We start from the raw sequence: 18,831 nt of genomic DNA, 5'->3' as shown, positions 1-18,831 counted from the left end.
TGGATTTCCCGCCCCTGCCCTGCGACCATCTACAGGTGCCCAGGGTGAGCCAGGACCACCTCGACGCCCGCCGCCGTCAGATCCTCGACGGTGCGCGTGCCTGCTTCGCGCGCCACGGCTACGAGGGTGCCACGGTACGCCGTCTGGAAGAGGCGACGGGACTCTCCCGTGGTGCGATCTTCCACCACTTCCGCGACAAGGAGTCGCTCTTCCTCGCTCTCGCCGAGGACGACGCGCTGCGGATGGCCGACGTGGTCGCCGAACAAGGTCTCGTCCAGGTGATGCGCGACCTTCTCGACGAACCGGAGAAAAGGCACGAAGAGCACGCGGCCGACTGGCTGGGCACTCGCCTGGAGGTCTCCCGCAGGCTCCGCACCGACCCCGATTTCCGGGCCAGGTGGGCGGAACGAAGCGAACAGCTGACCGCCGCGACCCGGCAACGCCTCATCCGCCAGCGCGAAGCCGGCAACCTGCGCGACGACGTCGACGTCACCGTCCTGACTAGCTTCCTGGAACTGGTCCTCGAAGGACTCGTCTCGCACCTCGCCATGGGGCTGCCCGCGGACGACATGGAGCCGGTGCTCGATCTGGTCGAGGAAACCGTGCGGAGACACCGCCGAAGCTCTTGAAGCTTCTTCACGTACCGCGCAGTGTGGACCCATGTCCACGCTGAAGACCGCCGCCCAGTTCTTCGCAGTGCGCACGCTCGTCCGCGGCTACGCGCTCCTAGGTGACCCGTACGCCGGCGTGATCGCCTCACCTCCCGACCGCGACCCGTACCCCATGTACGAGAAGGTGCGCGCGAAGGGCGACATGGTTCGCAGCAGGATGGGCGCCTACGTCACGTCGTCACGCGAGATCTGCGACTCGGTGCTGCGGGACAACCGGTTCCTCACGATGACCTTCGACGAGGCGTCGATGGTGCCGATCACGCTCGTCAAGAACGGCGAGAAGATCGTCAACCCGGTGCAGGACTCGTTCCTGATGATGAACCCGCCGAACCACACCCGGCTGCGCAAGCTCGTCCAGCCGTTCTTCACGCCGCGCGCCCTGAAGGACCGCACGGCGTCCATCCAGAAGATCGTCATCGACTACCTGGACAAACTCGACGACAGGTTCGACGTCGTTGGCGAGTTCGCGGCACAGGTACCGATGCAGGTCATCGCGGATCTGCTCGGCGTACCCGACGACGACAAGGCGACCTTCGCCCGTTGGGGCAGCGCTCTCGCGGAGACGCTCGACGGCGTGTGGTCGTACAAGCAGCTGAAGAACTTGCACGCCACCATCATCGAGTACAACGACTTCATCGACGGCCTGATGGACGAGCGCCGCCGCCACCCCAAGGACGACATCGTCAGCCACCTCGTCACGCTGCACGCGGACCTCAGCCGTGAGGATCTCGTTGCCACCACTGGGTTGTTGCTGTTCGCCGGGTTCGAGACGACGGTGAACCTGATCGGCAACGGCGTGCTGAAGGCGTTCGAGAACCCGCACACCGTGGCCCCGCTCGCGCAGAGCCCGGAGTACGCCGAGGGGTTCGTCGAAGAGGTGCTGCGGCTCGACCCGCCCGTGCAGTACACGATCCGCTGGCCCAAAGAGCGTCTCGAACTGGCGGGAGTAAGTCTCCCCAAGGGCATGCCCGTGATGCTGATGCTCGCGGCGGCCAACCGCGACCCGCGGGTGTTCAAGGACCCGCTGAAGTTCGACCCGACGCGGTCCAACGCGCGCGAGCACCTCGCGTTCTCCGCGGGCATCCACTACTGCATCGGCGCGGGGCTGAGCCGCATCGAGGGCGCCGTCGCGCTGCACGAGTTGTTCAAGCGGTTCCCGAACCTCGCGCCCGACGGACCGGTGGCGCGGCGGAAGTCGAAGCTGATTCGCGGCGCGTTGCGACTTCCGGTACGAGCGAACGAAACCAAACGATCACTGGCGGTGAACTAGAGCTGACGTGGGGCGAAATTCGTCGCAGCACGTGCTCGACTTCACCCGGCTGGAGCAATGTTCGTGCCCCAATGACACATCTCCGTAGTGCATCCTTGAAGGCAGAGAGGGAGACCCGCCGCACCGCCGCCGCGACGGGCCTCCCTCTCGCCCTTTTATTCGACGCCCGACATGAGCTTCCGGATCGTCGGAGCCGCCACCGCTAGCGCGACACCGAGCACCACGGCCGCGCCGCCCAGCGTGAAGAAGTACGCCGACGGGCTCGTCGTGTAGAACTTCACGAGCTGCGCGGCGACACCGGTACCGGCCGACACCGCGAGGAACCACAGGCTCATCGTCTGCGACGCGAACGCCTTGGGCGCCAGCTTCGTCGTGACGGACAGGCCGACCGGCGACAGCATGAGCTCACCGCACGTCATGATCAGGAACATCACGACCAGCCACAGCGGCGTGACCTTGCCGTCGGCCGCCGAGTTGCTCGCGAAGTACATGAGCACGAACGACAGACCGACGAGCACCAGCGCACCGGCGAACTTGCGCGGGGTCGACGGCGCGCGGTCGGCGAGCTTCAGCCACAGCCACGCGAACACCGGCGCCAGCCCGATGATCATGATCGGGTTGATCGACTGGAACCAGGCGACCGGGAACTCCCAGCCGAACACGTGGTTGTCGACGTGCGAGTCGGCGAACTCCGCGATGACCGACGCGCTCTGCTCGAAGATCAGCCAGAACATCGCCGCCGCGATGAAGAGCGGGATGTACGCGAGGACGCGCGGCTTCTCGACGGGCAGCGTCTTCTTGCTGCGCAACATCACCGTGAAGTACGTGATCGGCAGGACGATCGACATGATGCTGATCATCAGGATGACGCCCTCGACGCCACCGAGCAGGTACGACACCACGCCCAGCGCGCCGATCACGACGACGACACCGGCGATCAGGCCGTAGACACGGCCCTTCTCGGCCACTGGCAACGGGTTCGGCGCCACGGCGGCGGACCCGCGCAGGTTCTTGCGGCCGATGCGGTACTGGATCAGGCCGAGCGCCATGCCGACCGCGGCGACCGCGAAGCCCGCGTGGAAGCTGATGCCGTCCGCGAGCGCGCCGGTGATCAACGGCGAGACGAAGCCGCCGATGTTGATCGCCATGTAGAACACCGTGAAGCCGGCGTCGCGGCGCGTGTCGTGCTGCTCGTAGAGGCCGCCGACGACCGTGGAGATGTTCGGCTTGAGCAGGCCCGTGCCCAGGACGATGAAGATCAGGCCCAGGTACACGCCCACGATGCCGATGGGCAACGCGAGGCAGATGTGGCCGCACATGATCAGCACGCCGCCGTAGAAGGTGGAGCGCTGGCCGCCCCAGACGCGGTCGGCGAGCCAGCCGCCGGCGACGCCGGACATGTAGACCGCGGTGCCGTAGATGGCGACGACGGACAGGGCGAGCGCCTTGTCGACGCCCAGACCGCCTTCGGCCACGGCTGTCCACAGGTAGAGGCCGAGGATGGCCTTCATGCCGTAGAAGGAGAACCGTTCCCACAGTTCGGTGAAGAAGAGCGTGGACAGGCCCCGGGGGTGCCCGAAGAAACCTTTGTCCTGCTCGGAGACGCTGGAGCTAGGGGCGCTCACGGCCATCGTCCTCTCGTGTCAACGATGTCACGGCGGATCGGTGCACATTACGCCGAACGCTCGTACGGTTAGAAATCAGGGTTGCGTCCGAGTGGCCCAACTCTCATGCCGGGGTGCGCGATTGAGCAAGATTTGATGCACTGCTGGGATGGACTTGATCCAGGCGCACGGCATGGCCATGACGGAGTTCGACCGGCGGGTGCGGGCGATCGCACCGGAGCAGTGGGTTCTCGGCACGCCCTGCCGGGAGTGGTCCGTCAGAGATCTCGTCGGACACCTGGTCTACGAACAGCTCTGGGCACCAGAGTTGCTCGCGGGCTGCACCGTCAAACAGGTCGGGGACAGGTTCGACCACGACAACCTGGGCGACGAGCCGCTGGTGTCCTGGGTGGTCGCGGCCGCGGCGGCGCGCGAGGCGTGGCTGGAGCCGTCGGCGCTGACCAAATCCGTGAGCGTGTCGTCCGGGACGATTCCCGCCGAGGAGTACTGCTGGCAGATGACCACGGACCTCGCGGTGCACGCGTGGGACCTGGCGCGCTCGATCGGCGCGGACGAGCGGATTGATTCCGAGCTCGCCTCGACCGTGCTGGCGTACGTGGAGCGGAACATCGAGGAATGGGGCGAAACTTCGATGTTCGACTCACCAGTACCGGTCGCGCCGGACGCGGACGACCAAACGCGACTAATAGGACTGCTGGGACGTAAGCCGTAGCCCCTTGACGGCCGTCACTTAAGTTGCGCAGAGTAGTGCCACCGCCGCCCTTAGTCAGGAAAGTTACCTGTCGAAAGAGGTGGCAATGCGCAAGCTCGCCCCAGGGCTTCTCGCCGTGTCCGCACTCGTGGCCTCCGTCCTGGCATCCCCTGCCGCCCAGGCCGCCGGTCCGAGCGCGTCGCAGCTGCTGGCCAAGCTGTCGTCCTGCTCGCAGATCTCCAGCGGCAAGTACCGGTCGGACGACGAGACCGCGGCCAACATTCCGGTCTGCGGCAAGAACGGCGCCGTCTGGTACAAGGCCGACATGGACATCGACTGCGATGGCCAGCCGACCGCGAAGTGCAGCAAGAGCACGGACCCGTGGTTCCAACCCGACACCGCCTTCCACGACTCGAAGGGCAAGCCGCTGGTCGCGGACAAGCTCCCGTACGTGGTGGTGCCTTCAGCAAGCGGCACGTGGGACTACCGCAAGTTCGGCATCCAGGGCGGTGGCGTCGTCGCCGTCATCTACAACAACAAGGTCGAGTACGCCGTAGTCGGCGATACGGGCCCGACGAACATCATCGGTGAGGCGTCCTACGCCACCGCGGTGAACCTGGGCATCAACCCGAACCCGAAGAACGGCGGGACCGACGGCCCGGTGCACTACATCTACTTCAAGAACTCGAAGGTGTCCCCGATCGAGGACCACGGGAAGGCCACGTCGACCGGCGAGGCTCTGGCCCAGAAGTTCCTCAACGAGAACTGACGGTTCCCCGGTTTCCGAAGCGCCCCGTCCCGCATCCCCCTCTGCCTCCTGCGAGGCGGGGCGCTCCTCCCCCGGCAGCGGCCCCAGATCCCCCGGACTGGCGCCGCACCGCATTTCTACAGGTTGATCGTTGTCCGGTGTCGGAGCGCCCGGAGCGGACAACGACCTTCGGACAACGTTTTGGTCTCCGACACAGCGCCAGCCCCGGCGCCGGATGCGCCGGGGCTGGCGGGTGCCGGACGGATCAGCCGACGTGTGATCGACGTCCGCACCGGTGGGTGGTCATGGGTGGACCGCTTCAGCACACTGCCAGGCTCTCGTGACCGTGCTCTGAACGTCAGATGACCTTCTGCTCCAGAGTGACGCACCTGATACCGACCGCGTCCTCGTGCTCACCGACGCGGACGAATCCGGCGCTTTCGTAGAACCTCAGGTTCTCGTCGCTCGCGGCGCCGGTGAAGAGCCAGACGACCCTCACCTCTTTCGGCGTCCGCGTGCTGATGGCCTCGAGCAGCCGCCTGCCGACACCGCCTCCCTGCAGATCGGGTGCGACGGCGAGCCTCGCGACCTCCATGCGCTCCCCGTCGACGCGACTGCGGACACTTCCCACGAGCCGCTGACCGTCGAACGCCCCGAACGCGGGCGTGCCGTCACCGAGGTGGTTCCTGATCTCCTGCAGGGTCTCCACGAGCGGCGGCAGGTCCCACGCCCCGTACCGGCGGGCCTCCTGGAGGTAGGCGGCGCGCTGGATCGTCATGATCTCGCCGGCGTGCGCTTGCGTGACGGGTCCGATGTGGACGTTCACGGCCCGGTGACCCCCGGCGTCCAGCTCTCCGGCAGCCCGCTCTCGGTGAGGATCATCTGGTGGTCGTGGAACCCTTCCGGCGCGTCGGGCTGCCACGGCCAGTGTCCCTGCGGCGTGGGCACGATGATCTGCACCGCCGCGAACTCCGACCCGTCGTAGAGCAGGTACGCGCTGCCGAAGAACTCCGGGTAGAAGCCCTTGTACACCCGCTCGAACGTGACGGGCACCCCGTCGAAGAAGTCGTGGTACAGCTGCCCCGCCACGAACCGCTCGCCGCCGCTGGCCCGTCGCACGTACATGTTGATCAGGTTCTCGCCCATTCCCTGCGGCAGCCCGATCACGACGGCCTCCGCGACCCCGAACCGCCGCCACGCCCCCACCGAGAACACGTACCCCGGGCCCTCGGCGTCCGGGTTCACGACGATGTTGGTGTGGCCGTGCCGGTCGGCGGCGGAGAGCAGCCGGGCACGCAGTTCGATGTCTTCGTCGGAAAGCACGGCATCCACCCTACGGCTCGACACCGGTGAGTTCGACGCTCTCAGCCCACACACGGGCGGCGAGCGCGGTGTCCGCCAACTCACCGCGCACGGGTTCGACCCGAGGTTCGCCCCGCAACCCCAGCACGCGCGGCCCGATCATCTGGCCGCCGCGCACGCTCGGGTCGAGAACCGCCCGGACCGCGGCCCACGCGCCGGCATCCTTGCCCTGCAACAGAAGTCCCGCGGGCAGGCTCAGCAGCGTCCGCGGCGGGGTGAGCGAGTCCAGCGCGCCGCCGGGGTGGTTCACGACGCTCAGCACCCCGGACTGGCGGCGGTCGAGCTCGAAGCCGAACAGCATCTGCGCCTGCTTCGACCTGGCGTAGGCGTCGCCGGGTTTCGCGGACTTGCCCCTCAGGCTGCCGGTGGTGACGACACGGCCCTCAGGCGCCGCCACGAGCAACGGCATCAGCCAGTGGACCAGCGCGAAGTGCCCGAGGTGGTTGGCGGCGTACATCAGCTCGGCGTCGTCGATCATGACGCCGGCGTTGCACACGACCGCGTCGAGGCTGTCCAGCTCGTCCGCCGCGGCCTTCACCGAGCCGAGGTCGGCGAGATCCAGCTGTAGGTGACGAACGCGCGCGTCGGGCACAACGGACCGGATGGACGCCATCGCCGCGTCGGCCTTCGCGGCACTCCGGCTGCCCAGGACGACGGTGGCGCCGGTGCTCGCGAGCTGCTCGGCGACGTGGTACCCGATACCCGCGTTGGCGCCCGTGACCAGGAAGGTCTTCCCCTCGGCGCGCGGCAACCGGTGAACGTTCCAGCGTGTAGGCATATCCACACCATAGTCGGAATGACTATGATTTCGTCATGACTTCGAGTGGACGCCGTGAGCGCAAGAAGGCCGCCACCCGGGAATCCCTGGCGAGCGCGGCGCGGAGGCTGTTCCTGGAGCGCGGCTTCGACCAGGTCACCGTCGCCGAGATCGCCGAAGAGGCGGACACGGCGGTGTCGACGTTGTTCGCGCACTTCCCCGGCGGCAAGGAGGCGCTCGTCCTGGGCGACCGTCACGAACGCGAGCAGTCGCTGACGGCAGCCGTGCGCGAACGGCCGGACGGTGTCTCGATCCTGCAGGCGCTGCACGACTTTCTCGCCACGCGCGGCCCGTTCGACCCGGATCCCAGCCGCCAGGACACGCGCCTCGCCGGCCTCGTGGTGGCCACCCCGGCCCTGCGCGCCTGCGCCAGGTCGCTGTGGACCGGCTGCGAAACGACGCTCGCGCAGGTCATCTCGGAGGAAACAGAAGTAGACGCCTTCTCCGTCAAGCAGCTCGCCAGGTACGTCCTGGAGATCCCGGATCTGGCCGGCACCGAGCCCGACCCGCCCGCCGCACTGGCCGAGGCTTTCGCCCGCCTCAAGCTCGCGTGGCCGGACCTGTGGAAAGCAAAAACGCCGGCCACGAAGTGACCGGCGTTCTCGAGCGGAACAGGTCAGCCGACCTCGGCCATGACCTCGTCGGAGACGTCGAAGTTCGCGAAGACGTTCTGCACGTCGTCGCAGTCCTCCAGCGCGTCGATCAGCTTGAAGATCTTCTTCGCGCCCTCGACCTCGAGCTGCACCGACACCGACGGCAGGAAGCTCGACTCCGCCGACTCGTAGTCGATGCCCGAGTCCTGCAGCGCCTTGCGGACCGGGATCAGGTCGCCCGCCTCGGACACGACCTCGAAGGCCTCGCCCAGGTCGTTGACCTCCTCGGCACCGGCTTCGAGCACCGCCAGCATCACGTCGTCCTCGGACGTGCCCGTCTTCGGCACGATCACGACGCCCTTGCGGCTGAACATGTACGCCACGGAGCCGGGGTCGGCCATCGAACCGCCGTTGCGCGTCATCGCCGTGCGGACCTCGGTGGCGGCGCGGTTGCGGTTGTCCGTGAGGCACTCGATGAGCACCGCGACACCGTTGGGCCCGTAGCCCTCGTACATGATCGTCTGCCAGTCGGCGCCACCGGCCTCTTCACCGCCGCCGCGCTTGCGGGCGCGCTCGATGTTGTCCAGCGGCACCGAGTTCTTGCGGGCCTTCTGGATCGCGTCGTACAGCGTCGGGTTGCCATCCGGGTCGCCACCACCGGTGCGGGCCGCCACCTCGATGTTCTTGATCAGCCGCGCGAAGAGCTTGCCGCGCTTGGCGTCAATGGCGGCCTTCTTGTGCTTGGTGGTCGCCCACTTGGAGTGGCCGCTCATTTCTCCTCCGAACCCTTCAAACCACGAACCATGTCCACGAACAGGCGGTGGACGCGCTCATCCCCCGTGAGCTCCGGATGAAACGCCGTGGCCAGCACGTTGCCCTGCCTGACCGCGACGATCCTACCGGCGGCGTCGCCCGCCTCAGCCGTAACGGGCACCGTAGCGAGAACCTCGACGCCCTCGCTCACCGCCTCCACCCACGGCGCACGGATGAACACGGCGTGCACCGTCTCGCCGGCCAGGTCCAGATCGGTCTCGAACGAGTCGACCTGCCGCCCGAAGGCATTCCGCCGCACGGTGACGTCCAAACCACCGAGCTGATGCTGGTCCTCGCGACCGTCGAGCACATTGTTCGCCAACAGGATCATGCCCGCGCACGACCCGTACGCCGGAAAGCCCGCCTGGATCTTGGCTCGCAACGGCTCGAGCAGCTCGAAGTTGTCCAGCAGCTTGCTGATGGTCGTCGACTCGCCGCCGGGGATCACGATGCCGTCGAGCTCGTCGAGCTCCTCGGGCCGGCGGATGGGGCGTGCGGTGACGTCACACTTGGCGAGAGAGATCAAGTGCTCCTGGACGTCGCCTTGCAAGGCGAGCACGCCGATGACGGGTGGGGCGGTGACAACCATGCCCACCAGCTTATTCGACGTGGTCAGAAGCATTCCGTGGCACCTGCGACCAGGTGTGGCGGTAGCGGATCAGACCGACGATCAGCCACCCGCCGACGACCAGGCCGGGCAGGTCGGCCACGAAGGCGTGCACGATGAGCGTCACCAGGTTCTCGCCGGCGTGGGCCTCCGGATGCAGCGGCACGAAGATCGCACCGAGCCCGGTGAAGGTGAAGTAGACCAACGCCGGCCAGAAGACCCGGCGCACCCCTCGGTAGGCGAGCACGCCGAGCACCAGGCAGACCGGCACGGCGATCGCGGCTCCCGCGACGACCGCCGGCCGCAGGGGGACGAGCAGCACGAACGAGACGATCACCGTCCAGAACGCCGACCAGATCCCGTAGGCGGCGACGGCCAGTTGCTGCGGCCGGGTCCACGGGCCGGGCACGAGATCCTTCTTGCCGCTCATGGGGCGTCCTGCGCGGGTGCCGCGACGACCGCCCAGTCCAGACTGCCCGCCGCGAGGTCGCCGGCCACCTGCCGCAACCAGTCGAGCTCGGCGCGGCGAACCGCGTGGGCGTACTCGATCTCCAGGAACGACACCCGCTGAAGGTCGTTGCTCGCCCTGTACCGCTCGATCTCGTCGAACTCGGCGACCTGCGCTTCGAGGGCGCCGACGCGGCGCTCCAGCAACTTCCGGACCGCGACCGGGTCGAGGTGGGCGGCCTTCTCCAGTGCGAAGGCGAACCGGGGCAGATCACGCCGGTCCAGCTCCCCCAGCTCGTCGCGCAGCCAGCCGAGCAACCGTTCCCGGCCGGCCGCGGTGATCCGGTAGACGGTGCGTTCCGGCAGGTTGCCCGCCCTGTTCGTGGCGACCGGCGCGATCAGCCCTTCACGGGACAGCCGGTCGATCACGCTGTAGAGCGAGCCGGTCTTGTGCTCGGTCAGCAGGTCCTTGCGGCGTTGAGCGGTCAGCTGCTGGATCTCGTACGGGTGCATCGACCGCTCGTGCAGCAGCGTGAGCACGGTCCAGAACCAGGGATTTCTCGGTGTCTCCTTGCGCGGCATACCGCTACCTTATATCAGGTACCTGCTAACAGATAGCTTCGATCAGCAGCACGATCCGCTCCTCGTCCCGCGAGTAGGGGCCGCCGATGTACTTGGTGGCGATCTGGTCGACGACCTCCCACGCCGCGTCGCCCTCCAGCCACTCGACGACCCGCCCGCGCACGATGACCGGCTGGTACGGCTTGCCCTGCTCGGTCAGGGAGAACGCGACCCGCGGATCGCGGCGCAGGTTGCGGGCCTTGCGACTGCGGGGCCGGTGAGGATCGCGATGTGGTCGCCGTGCGTGCCGACCCACACCGGAACCGAGTGCGGCGCGTCGTCGGGCAGCACGGTGGCGAGATGGGCGAGCGAGGTGCCGTCGAGCACGCGGCGCAGTTCCTGGGTGATCATCGCTGGACCTCGTAACGGACGTGGGTGACACCGGGCGCGGCCACGACTTCGACGAGCGAGAGCCGCACGTGCCGCGGCAAGGCCTGGAAGAACGGGCGGCCCTCGCCGAGCAGGATCGGGACCTGGTGCAGGACGACCTCGTCGACGAGGCCTGCCTCCAGCGCTGACGCGAGCACGCCGCCGCCCATGAGGCCGACGTCCTTGCCCTCGGCCAGTTCGAGGGCGGTCATGATCGCGTCTTCGATACCGGTGGTCACCAGCGTCTGCCGCGAGGTGATCTCCGGGGCTGGACGGTGACTGAGCACGACCACCTTCGCTCCAGGATGCGGGCTGCCGCCGCCGAAGTGCTCGGAGTCCTCGTAGGTGTTGCATCCGGCCACCACCGCGCCGACGCGTGCGGCCAGGAAGTCGAAGATCTTGGCGCTGGGCTCGCTCAGCTTGAACCCGTCGAACACCTGACTCGGCGTGTCGCCGTCGAAGTACCAGTCGAAGAGCATCCCGCCGTCGCCGAGCCCGTGACCGGCGCGGGGCGAACGACCCGTGATGTACCCGTCGGCCGAGACCGAGTGCGCGCTGATGACCTTGCCCATGATCGCCTCCTTGAGTTCCTTGAGGGAACCCTAACAAGCGGAGTTCCTTGAGGGAACCCCGATTGCTAAAGTGGGGTCATGCAGCGGACGGACTTCAGCAAGATGGCGTGCTCGATCGCGCGCACCCTCGACGTCATCGGCGAACCGTGGTCGCCGCTGATCCTGCGTGACGTGTGGGTCGGCATGAGCCGGTTCGAGCAGCTCCAGGCCGATCTGGGCATTAGCCGCAAGGTCCTGACCGAGCGGCTCAACCACCTCGTCGACCACGGCGTGCTGGAGCGCCGCCCGTACGACAACCGGCCGCGCTACGAGTACGTGCTCACGCAGAAGGGCACCGAACTCGTGGACATGCTGATGGTCATGGTCGGCTGGGGCGACAGGTGGCTCGCGGGCGAGGCGGGGCCGCCGGTCCTCTACCGCCACCACGCGTGCGGCGAGATCAGCACGACCGAACTGTGCTGCGCGAACTGCGGCAAACCCATGCACGCCAACGATGTCGACGTGCTGGCCGGCCCCGGCTCAGCCGCGTGAGCCGGGGGTCCGGAGCTCAGTGTTCGTCGTAGTGCCCGTTGTGGGCCGCGTGCCGATGTCCGTCGTGGACGTAGTCGACGTGCCCGGCGTGCGGAACGGCCACGTGGCCACAGCCGTCACCGTGGTCGTGCTCATGGGCGCCGTGCTCGTCGTGGCCACCCGGCTCGCACTCGTCGAAATGACCGTCGTGCTCCCGGTGGATGTGACCGTCGTGGACGTAGTCGACGTGGTCGCTGTGCGGTACTCCGACATGTCCGCAGCCGTCGCCGTGGGCATGCGGGTGTTCCAAATGTTCGAGGTGGCTCGTCGTCATGCGGTCAGGCTGCTCCGCCCCGCCGCGCGCCGCGTTCCGAGCCGCCCGACCGAGTGACACTCCACCGCGAAAAAAACGAGCCGCCCCCTTCGTGAGGGGACGGCTCGCGATCATCACCGCACGACGGGTCAGTCGACTGTGACGAGCTCTTCCCGCTCCGGCGCGACGGGCTGACGCGACTTCACGTAGCGCCACCCCAGGAACAGCACCAGAGCGAGCCCCGGGATCGACCAGAACGCGATCCGCTCGGCCTCGCCGGACGAGAACGCCATCTGCCCGATCACCAGCGCGAGGAACGCGAGTGTCAGCCAGCCGGTGTAAGGCGCGCCCGGCATCCGGTACGACGGCCGTTCGATCTCTCCGCGCAAAGCCTTCTGCCGCAACCGCATCTGGCAGATGATCAGCGTGGCCCACGTCGACACGACACCGAGCGACGCGATGGCGATCGCGATGTCGAACGCGTCCTTGGGCACGGTGTAGTTGAGCACCACGCCGAGCAGGTAGGCGCAGGCGGTGAAGAGGATGCCGCCGTAGGGCACGTGGCGGGAGTTCATCTTGCCCGTGATCGCCGGCGCCTCGCCCTTCTGCGCGAGCGAACGCAGGATGCGGCCGGTCGAGTACAGACCCGAGTTGCACGACGACAGGGCCGCGGTCAGCACCACCGCGTTCATGATGTCGCCGACGGCCGGGATGCCCAGCGCCGAGAACACGGTCACGAACGGCGACTCGCTGCCGGTGTAGTGGTCCCACGGCAGAAGCATCGTCAGCAGCAGCACGGAGCCGACGTAGAAGATCGCGATGCGGTACACCACGCCGTTGATGGCACGCGGCATGATCTTGTGCGGGTCCTTGGTCTCACCGGCGGCGATGCCGACGAGTTCGATGGCCGAGTAGGCGAAGATCACGGCCTGCAGGGTCACCAGCGCCACGCCGAAGCCGGCCGGGAACAGGCCGCCGTGGCCCAGGGTGTTGGACACCGAAGCCGTCGTGCCGCCGACGTCCGCGGCGCCGATGACCAGGCCGATACCGGTGACGAGGAAGACCACGATCGCGGTCACCTTGATGACCGAGAACCAGAACTCCAGCTCGCCGAACAGCTTGACGGACAACATGTTGATGGCGACCAGGACCACCAGTGCGATCAGCGCGGTGATCCACTGCGGCATGGTCGGGAACCACTTGTGCATGTAGATCGCGACTGCGGTGATCTCGGCGATGCCCGTCATCGCCCAGTTGAGCCAGTACAGCCAACCGGACGCGAAGCCGGCCCACGGGCCGATGAACTCGCGGGCGTACTCCACGAAGCTGCCGGCGACCGCGCGGTGCAGGACGAGTTCGCCCAGCGCGCGCATGACGAAGAACGCGGCGATGCCGCACACGGCGTACGACAGGATCAGCGACGGCCCCGCCGTGGCGAGGCGTCCGCCCGCGCCCAGGAAGAGGCCGACGCCGATCGCGCCACCAATGGCGATCATCTGCACCTGACGCTTGCTCAGCGACTTGGTGTAGCCGTCCGCATCAGTTTCCACAGAACTCACGAGGGGGTTCCTTCCGAAACGGAAAAATGCACGCGTCGGAACCTCCCGCGCCCCGACGCACTGTTGCGGGGGACCCTAGTGAGCGGCGGTCATCACCAAGTAATCAGTTGGGGAAGGCTTAACGTAATCGACGTCACACGATGTGACGTTCAGGGCGGCGTTCAGGTCGTTCCAAATGTCTTCGACGTGCTCGAGTCCTACTGAAATGCGAAGCAGATTCTCCGGAACGCCCGATGCGCGCAGTTCTTCACCGGGTACCAGGCGATGGGTGAGCGCCCACGGGTGCTCGATCAGGGTGTCGACGGAGCCCAGCGACACGGCGGGCGTGATCAGGCTCAGGCGCCGCACGATCGACGTCGGATCGCCGTGCACGCCGAAGGCGATCATCGCTCCGGTCCCCCGCATTTGCACCGACGCGGACGGGTAGCGCACGAACTCGACGGCGTCGTGCTCGGCGAGCCGCACAGCCAGCACGGCGGCACTGCGTGAAGCCGCCTCGACGCGCAACGGCAGCGTCGCGAGCCCGCGGTGCAGCAGGTAGCCGCCCAGCGGGTGCAGCACCGCGCCGGTGATGATCCTGACCTGCCGCAACGCCGCTGCCAGCGCGTCCGAGCAGGCCACGACGCCGCCGAGCACGTCCCCGTGCCCGCCGAGGTACTTGGTGCCGGAGTGCAGGACGTAGGAGGCCCCGTGCAGCGCCGGGTTCTGCAGGATCGGTGTCGCGAAGGTGTTGTCGACCATGACCGGCACGGACCCGGCCTGGCGGACGACGTGCTCGATGTCCACCAGGTCCAGGTTCGGGTTGGCCGGCGTCTCGACGACGATCAGCCCGGTGTCCGGCCGGATCGCGGAGGACACCAGGCCTGCTTCGACATAGGTGGTGGTGACGCCCAGAAGACCGGACGACAGCAGGTGGTCGGTGCCGCCGTAGAGCGGTCGCACGGCCACGACGTGCGGCTTTCCGGCCATCACGCACGCTGCCTGGATCACCGCGGTCACCGCGGCCATGCCACTGCCGAACGCGACCGCGACCTCGGTGTGCTCGAGCGCGGCCAGTGCCTTCTCGAACCGGGCGACCGTCGGGTTGTGCAGCCGCGCGTACACGGGCGACGAGGCCTGTGCGGCGCCGGTGGCCCACTCACCCAGTGCCTCCCCGCCGAGCGCCTGGTCAGGCACGGGGTAGGTGGTGGACAGGTCGATCGGGGGTGCGTGCACGCCGAGCTCCGCGAGGTCGTCGCGGCCGCCGTGCACTGCGATGGTCTCGATGCGCGTCATGGCCGGAATGGTGGAGACTTCCTCGTCAGAACGGGTGCTGGACCGCAGCAGATTCGGTGGAACGGAGAAGAGCCGTGCTGGATTCGATCGACGAGGCCATCGTGCGGGAGCTGCGGAAGGACGCGCGGCTGCAGAACAAGGACCTGGCCGAACGCGTGAACGTCGCGCAGTCGACGGCGGTCGTGCGGCACCGGGCGTTGCGGGAGCGCGGGGTGATCACCGGCTACCACGCGGAGGTCGACCTGGGCGCGCTCGGACGGCACGTGCAGGCGATGCTCGCGCTCAAGATCCGTCCGCACACCAAGGAGATCGTCGACCCGTTCATGGCCTACGTTCTCTCATTGCCCGAAACTCTTGCGCTCTCACACGTGACAGGACCGGAAGATTTCCTAGTGCATGTCGCGGTATCGGACGTCGGCCATCTGCAACGACTCGTTCTGGACAAATTCACCAGTCGGAGGGAGGTGACAGAGGTTCATACAAACCTCCTCTTTTCCCACGTTCGCAAGCACTAACTCGCGAGTCGCAATGCGGGCGCGAGCTGGTCACGGCCGTCAATACCGAGTTTGCGGTAAACCTTGGTCAGGTGAATCTCGACCGTGCGCAGTTGCACGAACAGCGCGGCCGCGATCTCCCGGTTCATCTTGCCCTCGGCGGCGAGCGCGGCCACCCGTCGCTCGGACTCGGTGAGCCCGGCGGGTCCGGCGGCCAGCTCCTGCCGGATCTCCTCGGCGAGGTCCTCGACGCCGCAGTCGTCGGCGAGATCCACGGCGACCCGCAGCTCGGCGCGGGCGGGCTTGACCCGTCCGGCCAGGTGCAGCGCCCGGCCGAGCGCGAAGTGGCTGCGGGCCCGTTCCAGCAGCGCGCCCGTGGTGGCCAGCAGTCGCACCGACTCCTCAAGCAGCGCAACGCCTTCGACGCCTCTGAGCACGCCCTGTTCGCGGAGTACGGCCGCCAACGGCAGCACCGCGCCTGTTGCGCGCGCCAACAGTTCCTCCGTGGCGAGGTGGTCTCCTCCGAGAGGAAGCCGCCACGACGTGCTGTCGCAACCGCGCGCACGGAGCCGTTCACCGCAGTCCAGCAGGTCTCGCACGCCGTCCTTGCGCCGCTCGGCCGCGATCCGCACCCGGCCACGCGCGGCCAGCAGCGCCGGTGCGCTGAACAGGTCCGGTACCTCGCCCGGCACGACCTCGAACACCTGCGACGCCACGTCGACGTCGCCCATCTCCAGCAGTGCCAGCGCGAGCTCGGTCAGCGCGGCGAAGATCGGCGTCGACACCCGTGCCGCCCCGCAGCTCTCCAGCACCGCCAACGCCTCGCGCGCATCAGACTCGGCGCCGGCCAGCCGTCCGAGATCACGCAGGCACGTCGAACGCGCCGTGAGTGCCGCGGCGACGCACGGCCTGTGCTGCCACCTCCGCGCGATGGTCAACGCGCGGTCCACACGGGCGTAGGCCGCAGTCAGCTCGCCACGCGTGCGCAGCAGCGCGATCGCCCGCAGGTACGGGTCGAACTCCGAGGGAGTCGCGGGCATGACGTCCGGGTCGCCGACCGCGTCCGGCTCGAACTCCGGCTCCTCCCCCAGCAACGCCAGCAGGCCCGGCAACGCGGGGTGCGCGGGATCGGCCTCGCCCAGGTGGTCCACGGCCGCCGGGACGTCCACATAGGACTCGACCTCGCCGAGCTCCGCCAGCAGCTCACCGGATCCGGGCTCGTCCATGGCCCTGCGCAGGTACCGGACCGCGTCCACGACCCGGTTGCGCGCACGGGCCCGTCCGGCGGCGGACACCAGCACCTCGGTCGTCCACTCCTCGCCCAGCGGCCGCGTCTCGACCAGGTGCTCGGCCACCGCCTCCGCCGACGCACCCGTCTCGGTCAGCAGCCGGGCCGCGGCGGCGTGCAGGTCCTGACGCTCGGTGATGGTCAGCTCTTCGCGAAGTGTGTTGCGCACCAAGGGATGCACCAACGAGCCGTCCGCCGACAGCAGCCCCATCCTGTGCAGCGCGGCGATCGTGCCGGCCAGCTCGCACGGTTCGATGCCGATCAGCTCGGCGACGCGCGGCAACGTGACCTCGCCGCCCAGCACGGCCAACGCGTGCAGCGCGTCGGGAGCGTGCGGGGCGAGGCGGCGCAGCCGGACGTTGACCGTCGGCAGCAACGCCGGCGCGGTCTCACCGGGATGGGCACGGATCAGGTTCAGCAGCAGCAACGGGTTGCCGCCCGCCTGAGCACGGCAGCGCGTCACGAAGTCGTCGTCAACCCGCTGCCCCAGCTCCTGCTCGACCAACGCGCGCACGCCGTCGAACGACAGCTCGTCCAGCCGGATCTCGCTGGTGCTCGCGGCGAGCAGCTCCTCGAGCGTCTGCGGCCCCGTGCACACCTCGCCCGCGCCGATCCCCGCCAGCGCGAACACCGGCAGGTGCTCGATGCGGTGCGGGAGCGTGCTCAGCCACTGCAGCGACGGCTGGTCCGCCCACTGCGCGTCGTCGACGACGATGGCCACGGGCCGATCGCCGGCCATGCGCGCGAGCGCCCGGTGCAGGACGTGCAGTTCGGGCAACGTCACGGGCCCAGGCTCAGCGAGCTGGTCGGACTGCCCCAGCGCGGCGGCGATGCGCGGCAGGTGCTGCACCTCGTCGCCCGGCTGCACGCAGACGAACAAGCGGCTCACCAGCCCGAACGGCAGCTCCCGTTCCAGATAGCTGCCCCGCGCCGCCAGCACCGTGAACCCCCGCTGCGCCGCCAGCTCCCGCGCGGCGGTGAGCAGGGCCGTCTTGCCGGCGCCCAGTCCCCCGGTGGCCACGACGAGGTGCCCGTCGCCACCCGCCGCCGCGGACAGCGCGCCCGCGAGCTGGGTCGTCTCCCGGTCCCGCCCGACCAGTCCAGGTTTCGCAGCCATGGGTCCATCTGAGGCCTGCCGCCCATCGACCCCCTATCGCGGAGGCATCACGCCACCTCAGGCCACTCCCGCGAGCCTCAGCACGGCCGTGGTCCCCACGGCCAGCACGATCACCGCGACGAACGGCGCCTTCCTCCAGGCCGCCACGCCACCAACCACCACTCCGGCCGCGAGCGCCCAGCCGCCGAACTGCTTGCCGTTCGTCAGCGCCGACACCGCGACCAGCGCCAACAACAACACGGTGGCACTCGCCGTCATCAACTCGTTGACCTTCTCCGGCAACTTGACCCGGTCACGCAGCAGCGGCCCGGCGAGCCGGATCGCGAACGTGCCCGCGGCGAGGATCAGGACTGCGGCGACGGGCACGGCTCCTCCTTCTTCGTGGTCCGGAACGCGAACAGCCCGGCGAGCGCGAGCAACACCGGCACACCGGCAGGCAGGAACGGCGTCGTCACGAGCGCTATCACCGCGCCAACGAGGGCCGCGTTACGCGTCGCCGCGTCCTTCAAGGCGGGGAGGGTGAGCGCGAGCATGGCCGCCGGGAACGCCGCGTCCAGCCCGAACGTCGCCGGGTCGCCGATCGCCTGCCCCGCGAGCGCCCCGATCAGCACTCCGGAGTTCCAGCTGAAGAACAACGACACGCCGCACGCCCAGTAAGCCGCCCGCGCTCTAGCGGGGTCCTTCTCCGACATCGCGAACGCCGTCGACTCGTCGATCAGCAGGTGACTGCCGACGATCCTCGCCAGCGAACTCCTGCCCAGCACGTCCCCGATCGCCAGCCCGAACGGCAGGTGCCGCGCGTTGAGCACCAGCCCGGCGACAACGGCCGCGGCAGGGCTGCCACCAGCGGCGACGATGCCCACGGCCATGAACTGCGAGCCGCCCGCGAAGATCACCAGCGACATCAGCACCGGCATCCACCACGGCAGGCCCGACCCGACCGAGATCGCGCCGAACGAGGCACCGGTGACCGCGGCACCAAGTGCGACTGCGGCCACGTCACGCAGAAGCACACCATCAAGGGTTCGCCATATCGAACGCACCACCCATTAAGGTGAACACCTGGGAC

General features: G+C 68.4%; 24 protein-coding genes. 7 read left to right on the top strand and 17 right to left on the bottom strand.

From position 1 onward, the window contains the following. Positions 1–35: 35 nt before the first annotated feature. Positions 36–629 (top strand): helix-turn-helix domain-containing protein, encoded by a 594-nt coding sequence (locus ABZ345_RS07815; protein ID WP_359844099.1) that lies wholly within the window; start codon positions 36–38, stop codon positions 627–629. Between the two features lie 31 nt (positions 630–660). After that, on the top strand, positions 661–1,941 hold the full coding sequence (locus tag ABZ345_RS07810; RefSeq protein WP_359844097.1) for a cytochrome P450: 1,281 nt from the start codon (positions 661–663) through the stop codon (positions 1,939–1,941). 155 nt (positions 1,942–2,096) lie between these two features. Here the strand turns inward: ABZ345_RS07810 and ABZ345_RS07805 are convergent, their stop codons facing one another. After that, entirely contained in the window at positions 2,097–3,566 is a 1,470-nt protein-coding gene (locus ABZ345_RS07805) for a peptide MFS transporter (RefSeq protein WP_359844095.1), read from the bottom strand. Between the two features lie 148 nt (positions 3,567–3,714). Here ABZ345_RS07805 and ABZ345_RS07800 point away from each other — a divergent pair, with 148 nt between their 5' ends. After that, complete coding sequence (locus tag ABZ345_RS07800; RefSeq protein ID WP_359844093.1) at positions 3,715–4,278, top strand: TIGR03086 family metal-binding protein; 564 nt, start codon at positions 3,715–3,717, stop codon at positions 4,276–4,278. A gap of 85 nt (positions 4,279–4,363) precedes the next feature. Continuing rightward, entirely contained in the window at positions 4,364–5,026 is a 663-nt protein-coding gene (locus ABZ345_RS07795) for a glycoside hydrolase family 75 protein (RefSeq protein ID WP_359844091.1), read from the top strand. Positions 5,027–5,363: 337 nt separating this feature from the next. Here the strand turns inward: ABZ345_RS07795 and ABZ345_RS07790 are convergent, their stop codons facing one another. The 3 genes from ABZ345_RS07790 to ABZ345_RS07780 are packed head-to-tail and all read right to left on the bottom strand — an operon-like array spanning position 5,364 to position 7,145. After that, the gene (locus ABZ345_RS07790) at positions 5,364–5,831 is read right to left on the bottom strand and encodes a GNAT family N-acetyltransferase (protein WP_359844089.1); all 468 of its coding nucleotides are present in this window, start codon (positions 5,829–5,831) and stop codon (positions 5,364–5,366) included. Then, positions 5,828–6,328: a DUF4262 domain-containing protein gene (locus tag ABZ345_RS07785; protein WP_359844087.1), complete on the bottom strand. Its 501-nt coding sequence runs from the start codon at positions 6,326–6,328 to the stop codon at positions 5,828–5,830. Before ABZ345_RS07785 ends, ABZ345_RS07790 begins: the two co-directional genes overlap by 4 nt. 10 nt (positions 6,329–6,338) lie before the next feature. Then, the gene (locus ABZ345_RS07780) at positions 6,339–7,145 is read right to left on the bottom strand and encodes an SDR family NAD(P)-dependent oxidoreductase (RefSeq protein WP_359844085.1); all 807 of its coding nucleotides are present in this window, start codon (positions 7,143–7,145) and stop codon (positions 6,339–6,341) included. A gap of 35 nt (positions 7,146–7,180) precedes the next feature. Between ABZ345_RS07780 and ABZ345_RS07775 the strand changes: the two genes are divergently transcribed. After that, a complete protein-coding gene (locus ABZ345_RS07775) occupies positions 7,181–7,777 on the top strand; it encodes a helix-turn-helix domain-containing protein (RefSeq protein WP_359844083.1) in 597 nt (198 codons plus the stop codon). Positions 7,778–7,800: 23 nt separating this feature from the next. Here the strand turns inward: ABZ345_RS07775 and ABZ345_RS07770 are convergent, their stop codons facing one another. From ABZ345_RS07770 to ABZ345_RS07740, 7 genes are read right to left on the bottom strand one after another with little or no spacing between them, the layout of a single operon-like run. After that, complete coding sequence (locus ABZ345_RS07770) at positions 7,801–8,550, bottom strand: YebC/PmpR family DNA-binding transcriptional regulator (protein ID WP_359844082.1); 750 nt, start codon at positions 8,548–8,550, stop codon at positions 7,801–7,803. Continuing rightward, positions 8,547–9,179, bottom strand: coding sequence for a pyridoxal 5'-phosphate synthase glutaminase subunit PdxT (pdxT, locus tag ABZ345_RS07765; protein ID WP_359844080.1), 633 nt, complete (start codon positions 9,177–9,179; stop codon positions 8,547–8,549). The genes ABZ345_RS07770 and pdxT overlap by 4 nt, the downstream gene beginning before the upstream one ends. A 10-nt stretch (positions 9,180–9,189) precedes the next feature. Next, complete coding sequence (locus ABZ345_RS07760; protein ID WP_359844078.1) at positions 9,190–9,627, bottom strand: hypothetical protein; 438 nt, start codon at positions 9,625–9,627, stop codon at positions 9,190–9,192. Continuing rightward, entirely contained in the window at positions 9,624–10,226 is a 603-nt protein-coding gene (locus ABZ345_RS07755) for a PadR family transcriptional regulator (RefSeq protein ID WP_359844076.1), read from the bottom strand. The genes ABZ345_RS07760 and ABZ345_RS07755 overlap by 4 nt, the downstream gene beginning before the upstream one ends. A 25-nt stretch (positions 10,227–10,251) precedes the next feature. After that, entirely contained in the window at positions 10,252–10,389 is a 138-nt protein-coding gene (locus tag ABZ345_RS07750) for a hypothetical protein (RefSeq protein ID WP_359844074.1), read from the bottom strand. A 32-nt stretch (positions 10,390–10,421) separates the two neighbouring features. Continuing rightward, positions 10,422–10,616, bottom strand: a complete 195-nt coding sequence (locus ABZ345_RS07745) for a pyridoxamine 5'-phosphate oxidase family protein (protein WP_359844072.1) — start codon at positions 10,614–10,616, stop codon at positions 10,422–10,424. Beyond that, positions 10,613–11,206 carry a dihydrofolate reductase family protein gene (locus tag ABZ345_RS07740; protein ID WP_359844070.1) on the bottom strand — a complete coding sequence of 198 codons (594 nt, stop codon included), beginning with the start codon at positions 11,204–11,206 and terminating at the stop codon, positions 10,613–10,615. The genes ABZ345_RS07745 and ABZ345_RS07740 overlap by 4 nt, the downstream gene beginning before the upstream one ends. A 78-nt stretch (positions 11,207–11,284) precedes the next feature. Between ABZ345_RS07740 and ABZ345_RS07735 the strand changes: the two genes are divergently transcribed. Beyond that, a complete protein-coding gene (locus ABZ345_RS07735) occupies positions 11,285–11,737 on the top strand; it encodes a helix-turn-helix domain-containing protein (protein WP_359844068.1) in 453 nt (150 codons plus the stop codon). Between the two features lie 16 nt (positions 11,738–11,753). Here the strand turns inward: ABZ345_RS07735 and ABZ345_RS07730 are convergent, their stop codons facing one another. From ABZ345_RS07730 to ABZ345_RS07720, 3 genes are all read right to left on the bottom strand, one after another. Further along, on the bottom strand, positions 11,754–12,050 hold the full coding sequence (locus ABZ345_RS07730) for a hypothetical protein (protein WP_359844066.1): 297 nt from the start codon (positions 12,048–12,050) through the stop codon (positions 11,754–11,756). A gap of 128 nt (positions 12,051–12,178) precedes the next feature. Continuing rightward, complete coding sequence (locus ABZ345_RS07725; protein WP_359844064.1) at positions 12,179–13,588, bottom strand: amino acid permease; 1,410 nt, start codon at positions 13,586–13,588, stop codon at positions 12,179–12,181. A gap of 75 nt (positions 13,589–13,663) precedes the next feature. After that, on the bottom strand, positions 13,664–14,863 hold the full coding sequence (locus ABZ345_RS07720) for a PLP-dependent transferase (RefSeq protein WP_359844062.1): 1,200 nt from the start codon (positions 14,861–14,863) through the stop codon (positions 13,664–13,666). A 74-nt stretch (positions 14,864–14,937) separates the two neighbouring features. Here ABZ345_RS07720 and ABZ345_RS07715 point away from each other — a divergent pair, with 74 nt between their 5' ends. Beyond that, a complete protein-coding gene (locus ABZ345_RS07715) occupies positions 14,938–15,378 on the top strand; it encodes an Lrp/AsnC family transcriptional regulator (protein WP_355561856.1) in 441 nt (146 codons plus the stop codon). On the opposite strand, the gene ABZ345_RS07710 is transcribed toward ABZ345_RS07715, so the two are convergent. The 3 genes from ABZ345_RS07710 to ABZ345_RS07700 are packed head-to-tail and all read right to left on the bottom strand — an operon-like array spanning position 15,375 to position 18,805. After that, positions 15,375–17,762, bottom strand: coding sequence for a BREX system ATP-binding domain-containing protein (locus tag ABZ345_RS07710; RefSeq protein ID WP_359844059.1), 2,388 nt, complete (start codon positions 17,760–17,762; stop codon positions 15,375–15,377). The two genes, ABZ345_RS07715 and ABZ345_RS07710, sit on opposite strands and share 4 nt — an antisense overlap. A gap of 57 nt (positions 17,763–17,819) precedes the next feature. After that, a complete protein-coding gene (locus ABZ345_RS07705) occupies positions 17,820–18,128 on the bottom strand; it encodes an AzlD domain-containing protein (protein ID WP_359844057.1) in 309 nt (102 codons plus the stop codon). Next, on the bottom strand, positions 18,107–18,805 hold the full coding sequence (locus tag ABZ345_RS07700; RefSeq protein ID WP_359844055.1) for an AzlC family ABC transporter permease: 699 nt from the start codon (positions 18,803–18,805) through the stop codon (positions 18,107–18,109). Before ABZ345_RS07700 ends, ABZ345_RS07705 begins: the two co-directional genes overlap by 22 nt. Between the last annotated feature and the right edge of the window lie 26 nt (positions 18,806–18,831).

The organism is Lentzea sp. NPDC005914 (assembly GCF_040629405.1).
Taxonomy (GTDB): Bacteria; Actinomycetota; Actinomycetes; order Mycobacteriales; family Pseudonocardiaceae; genus Lentzea.
Note: the sequence above shows the minus strand (reverse complement) of the source record. Positions and strands in the feature narration are given on the sequence as shown.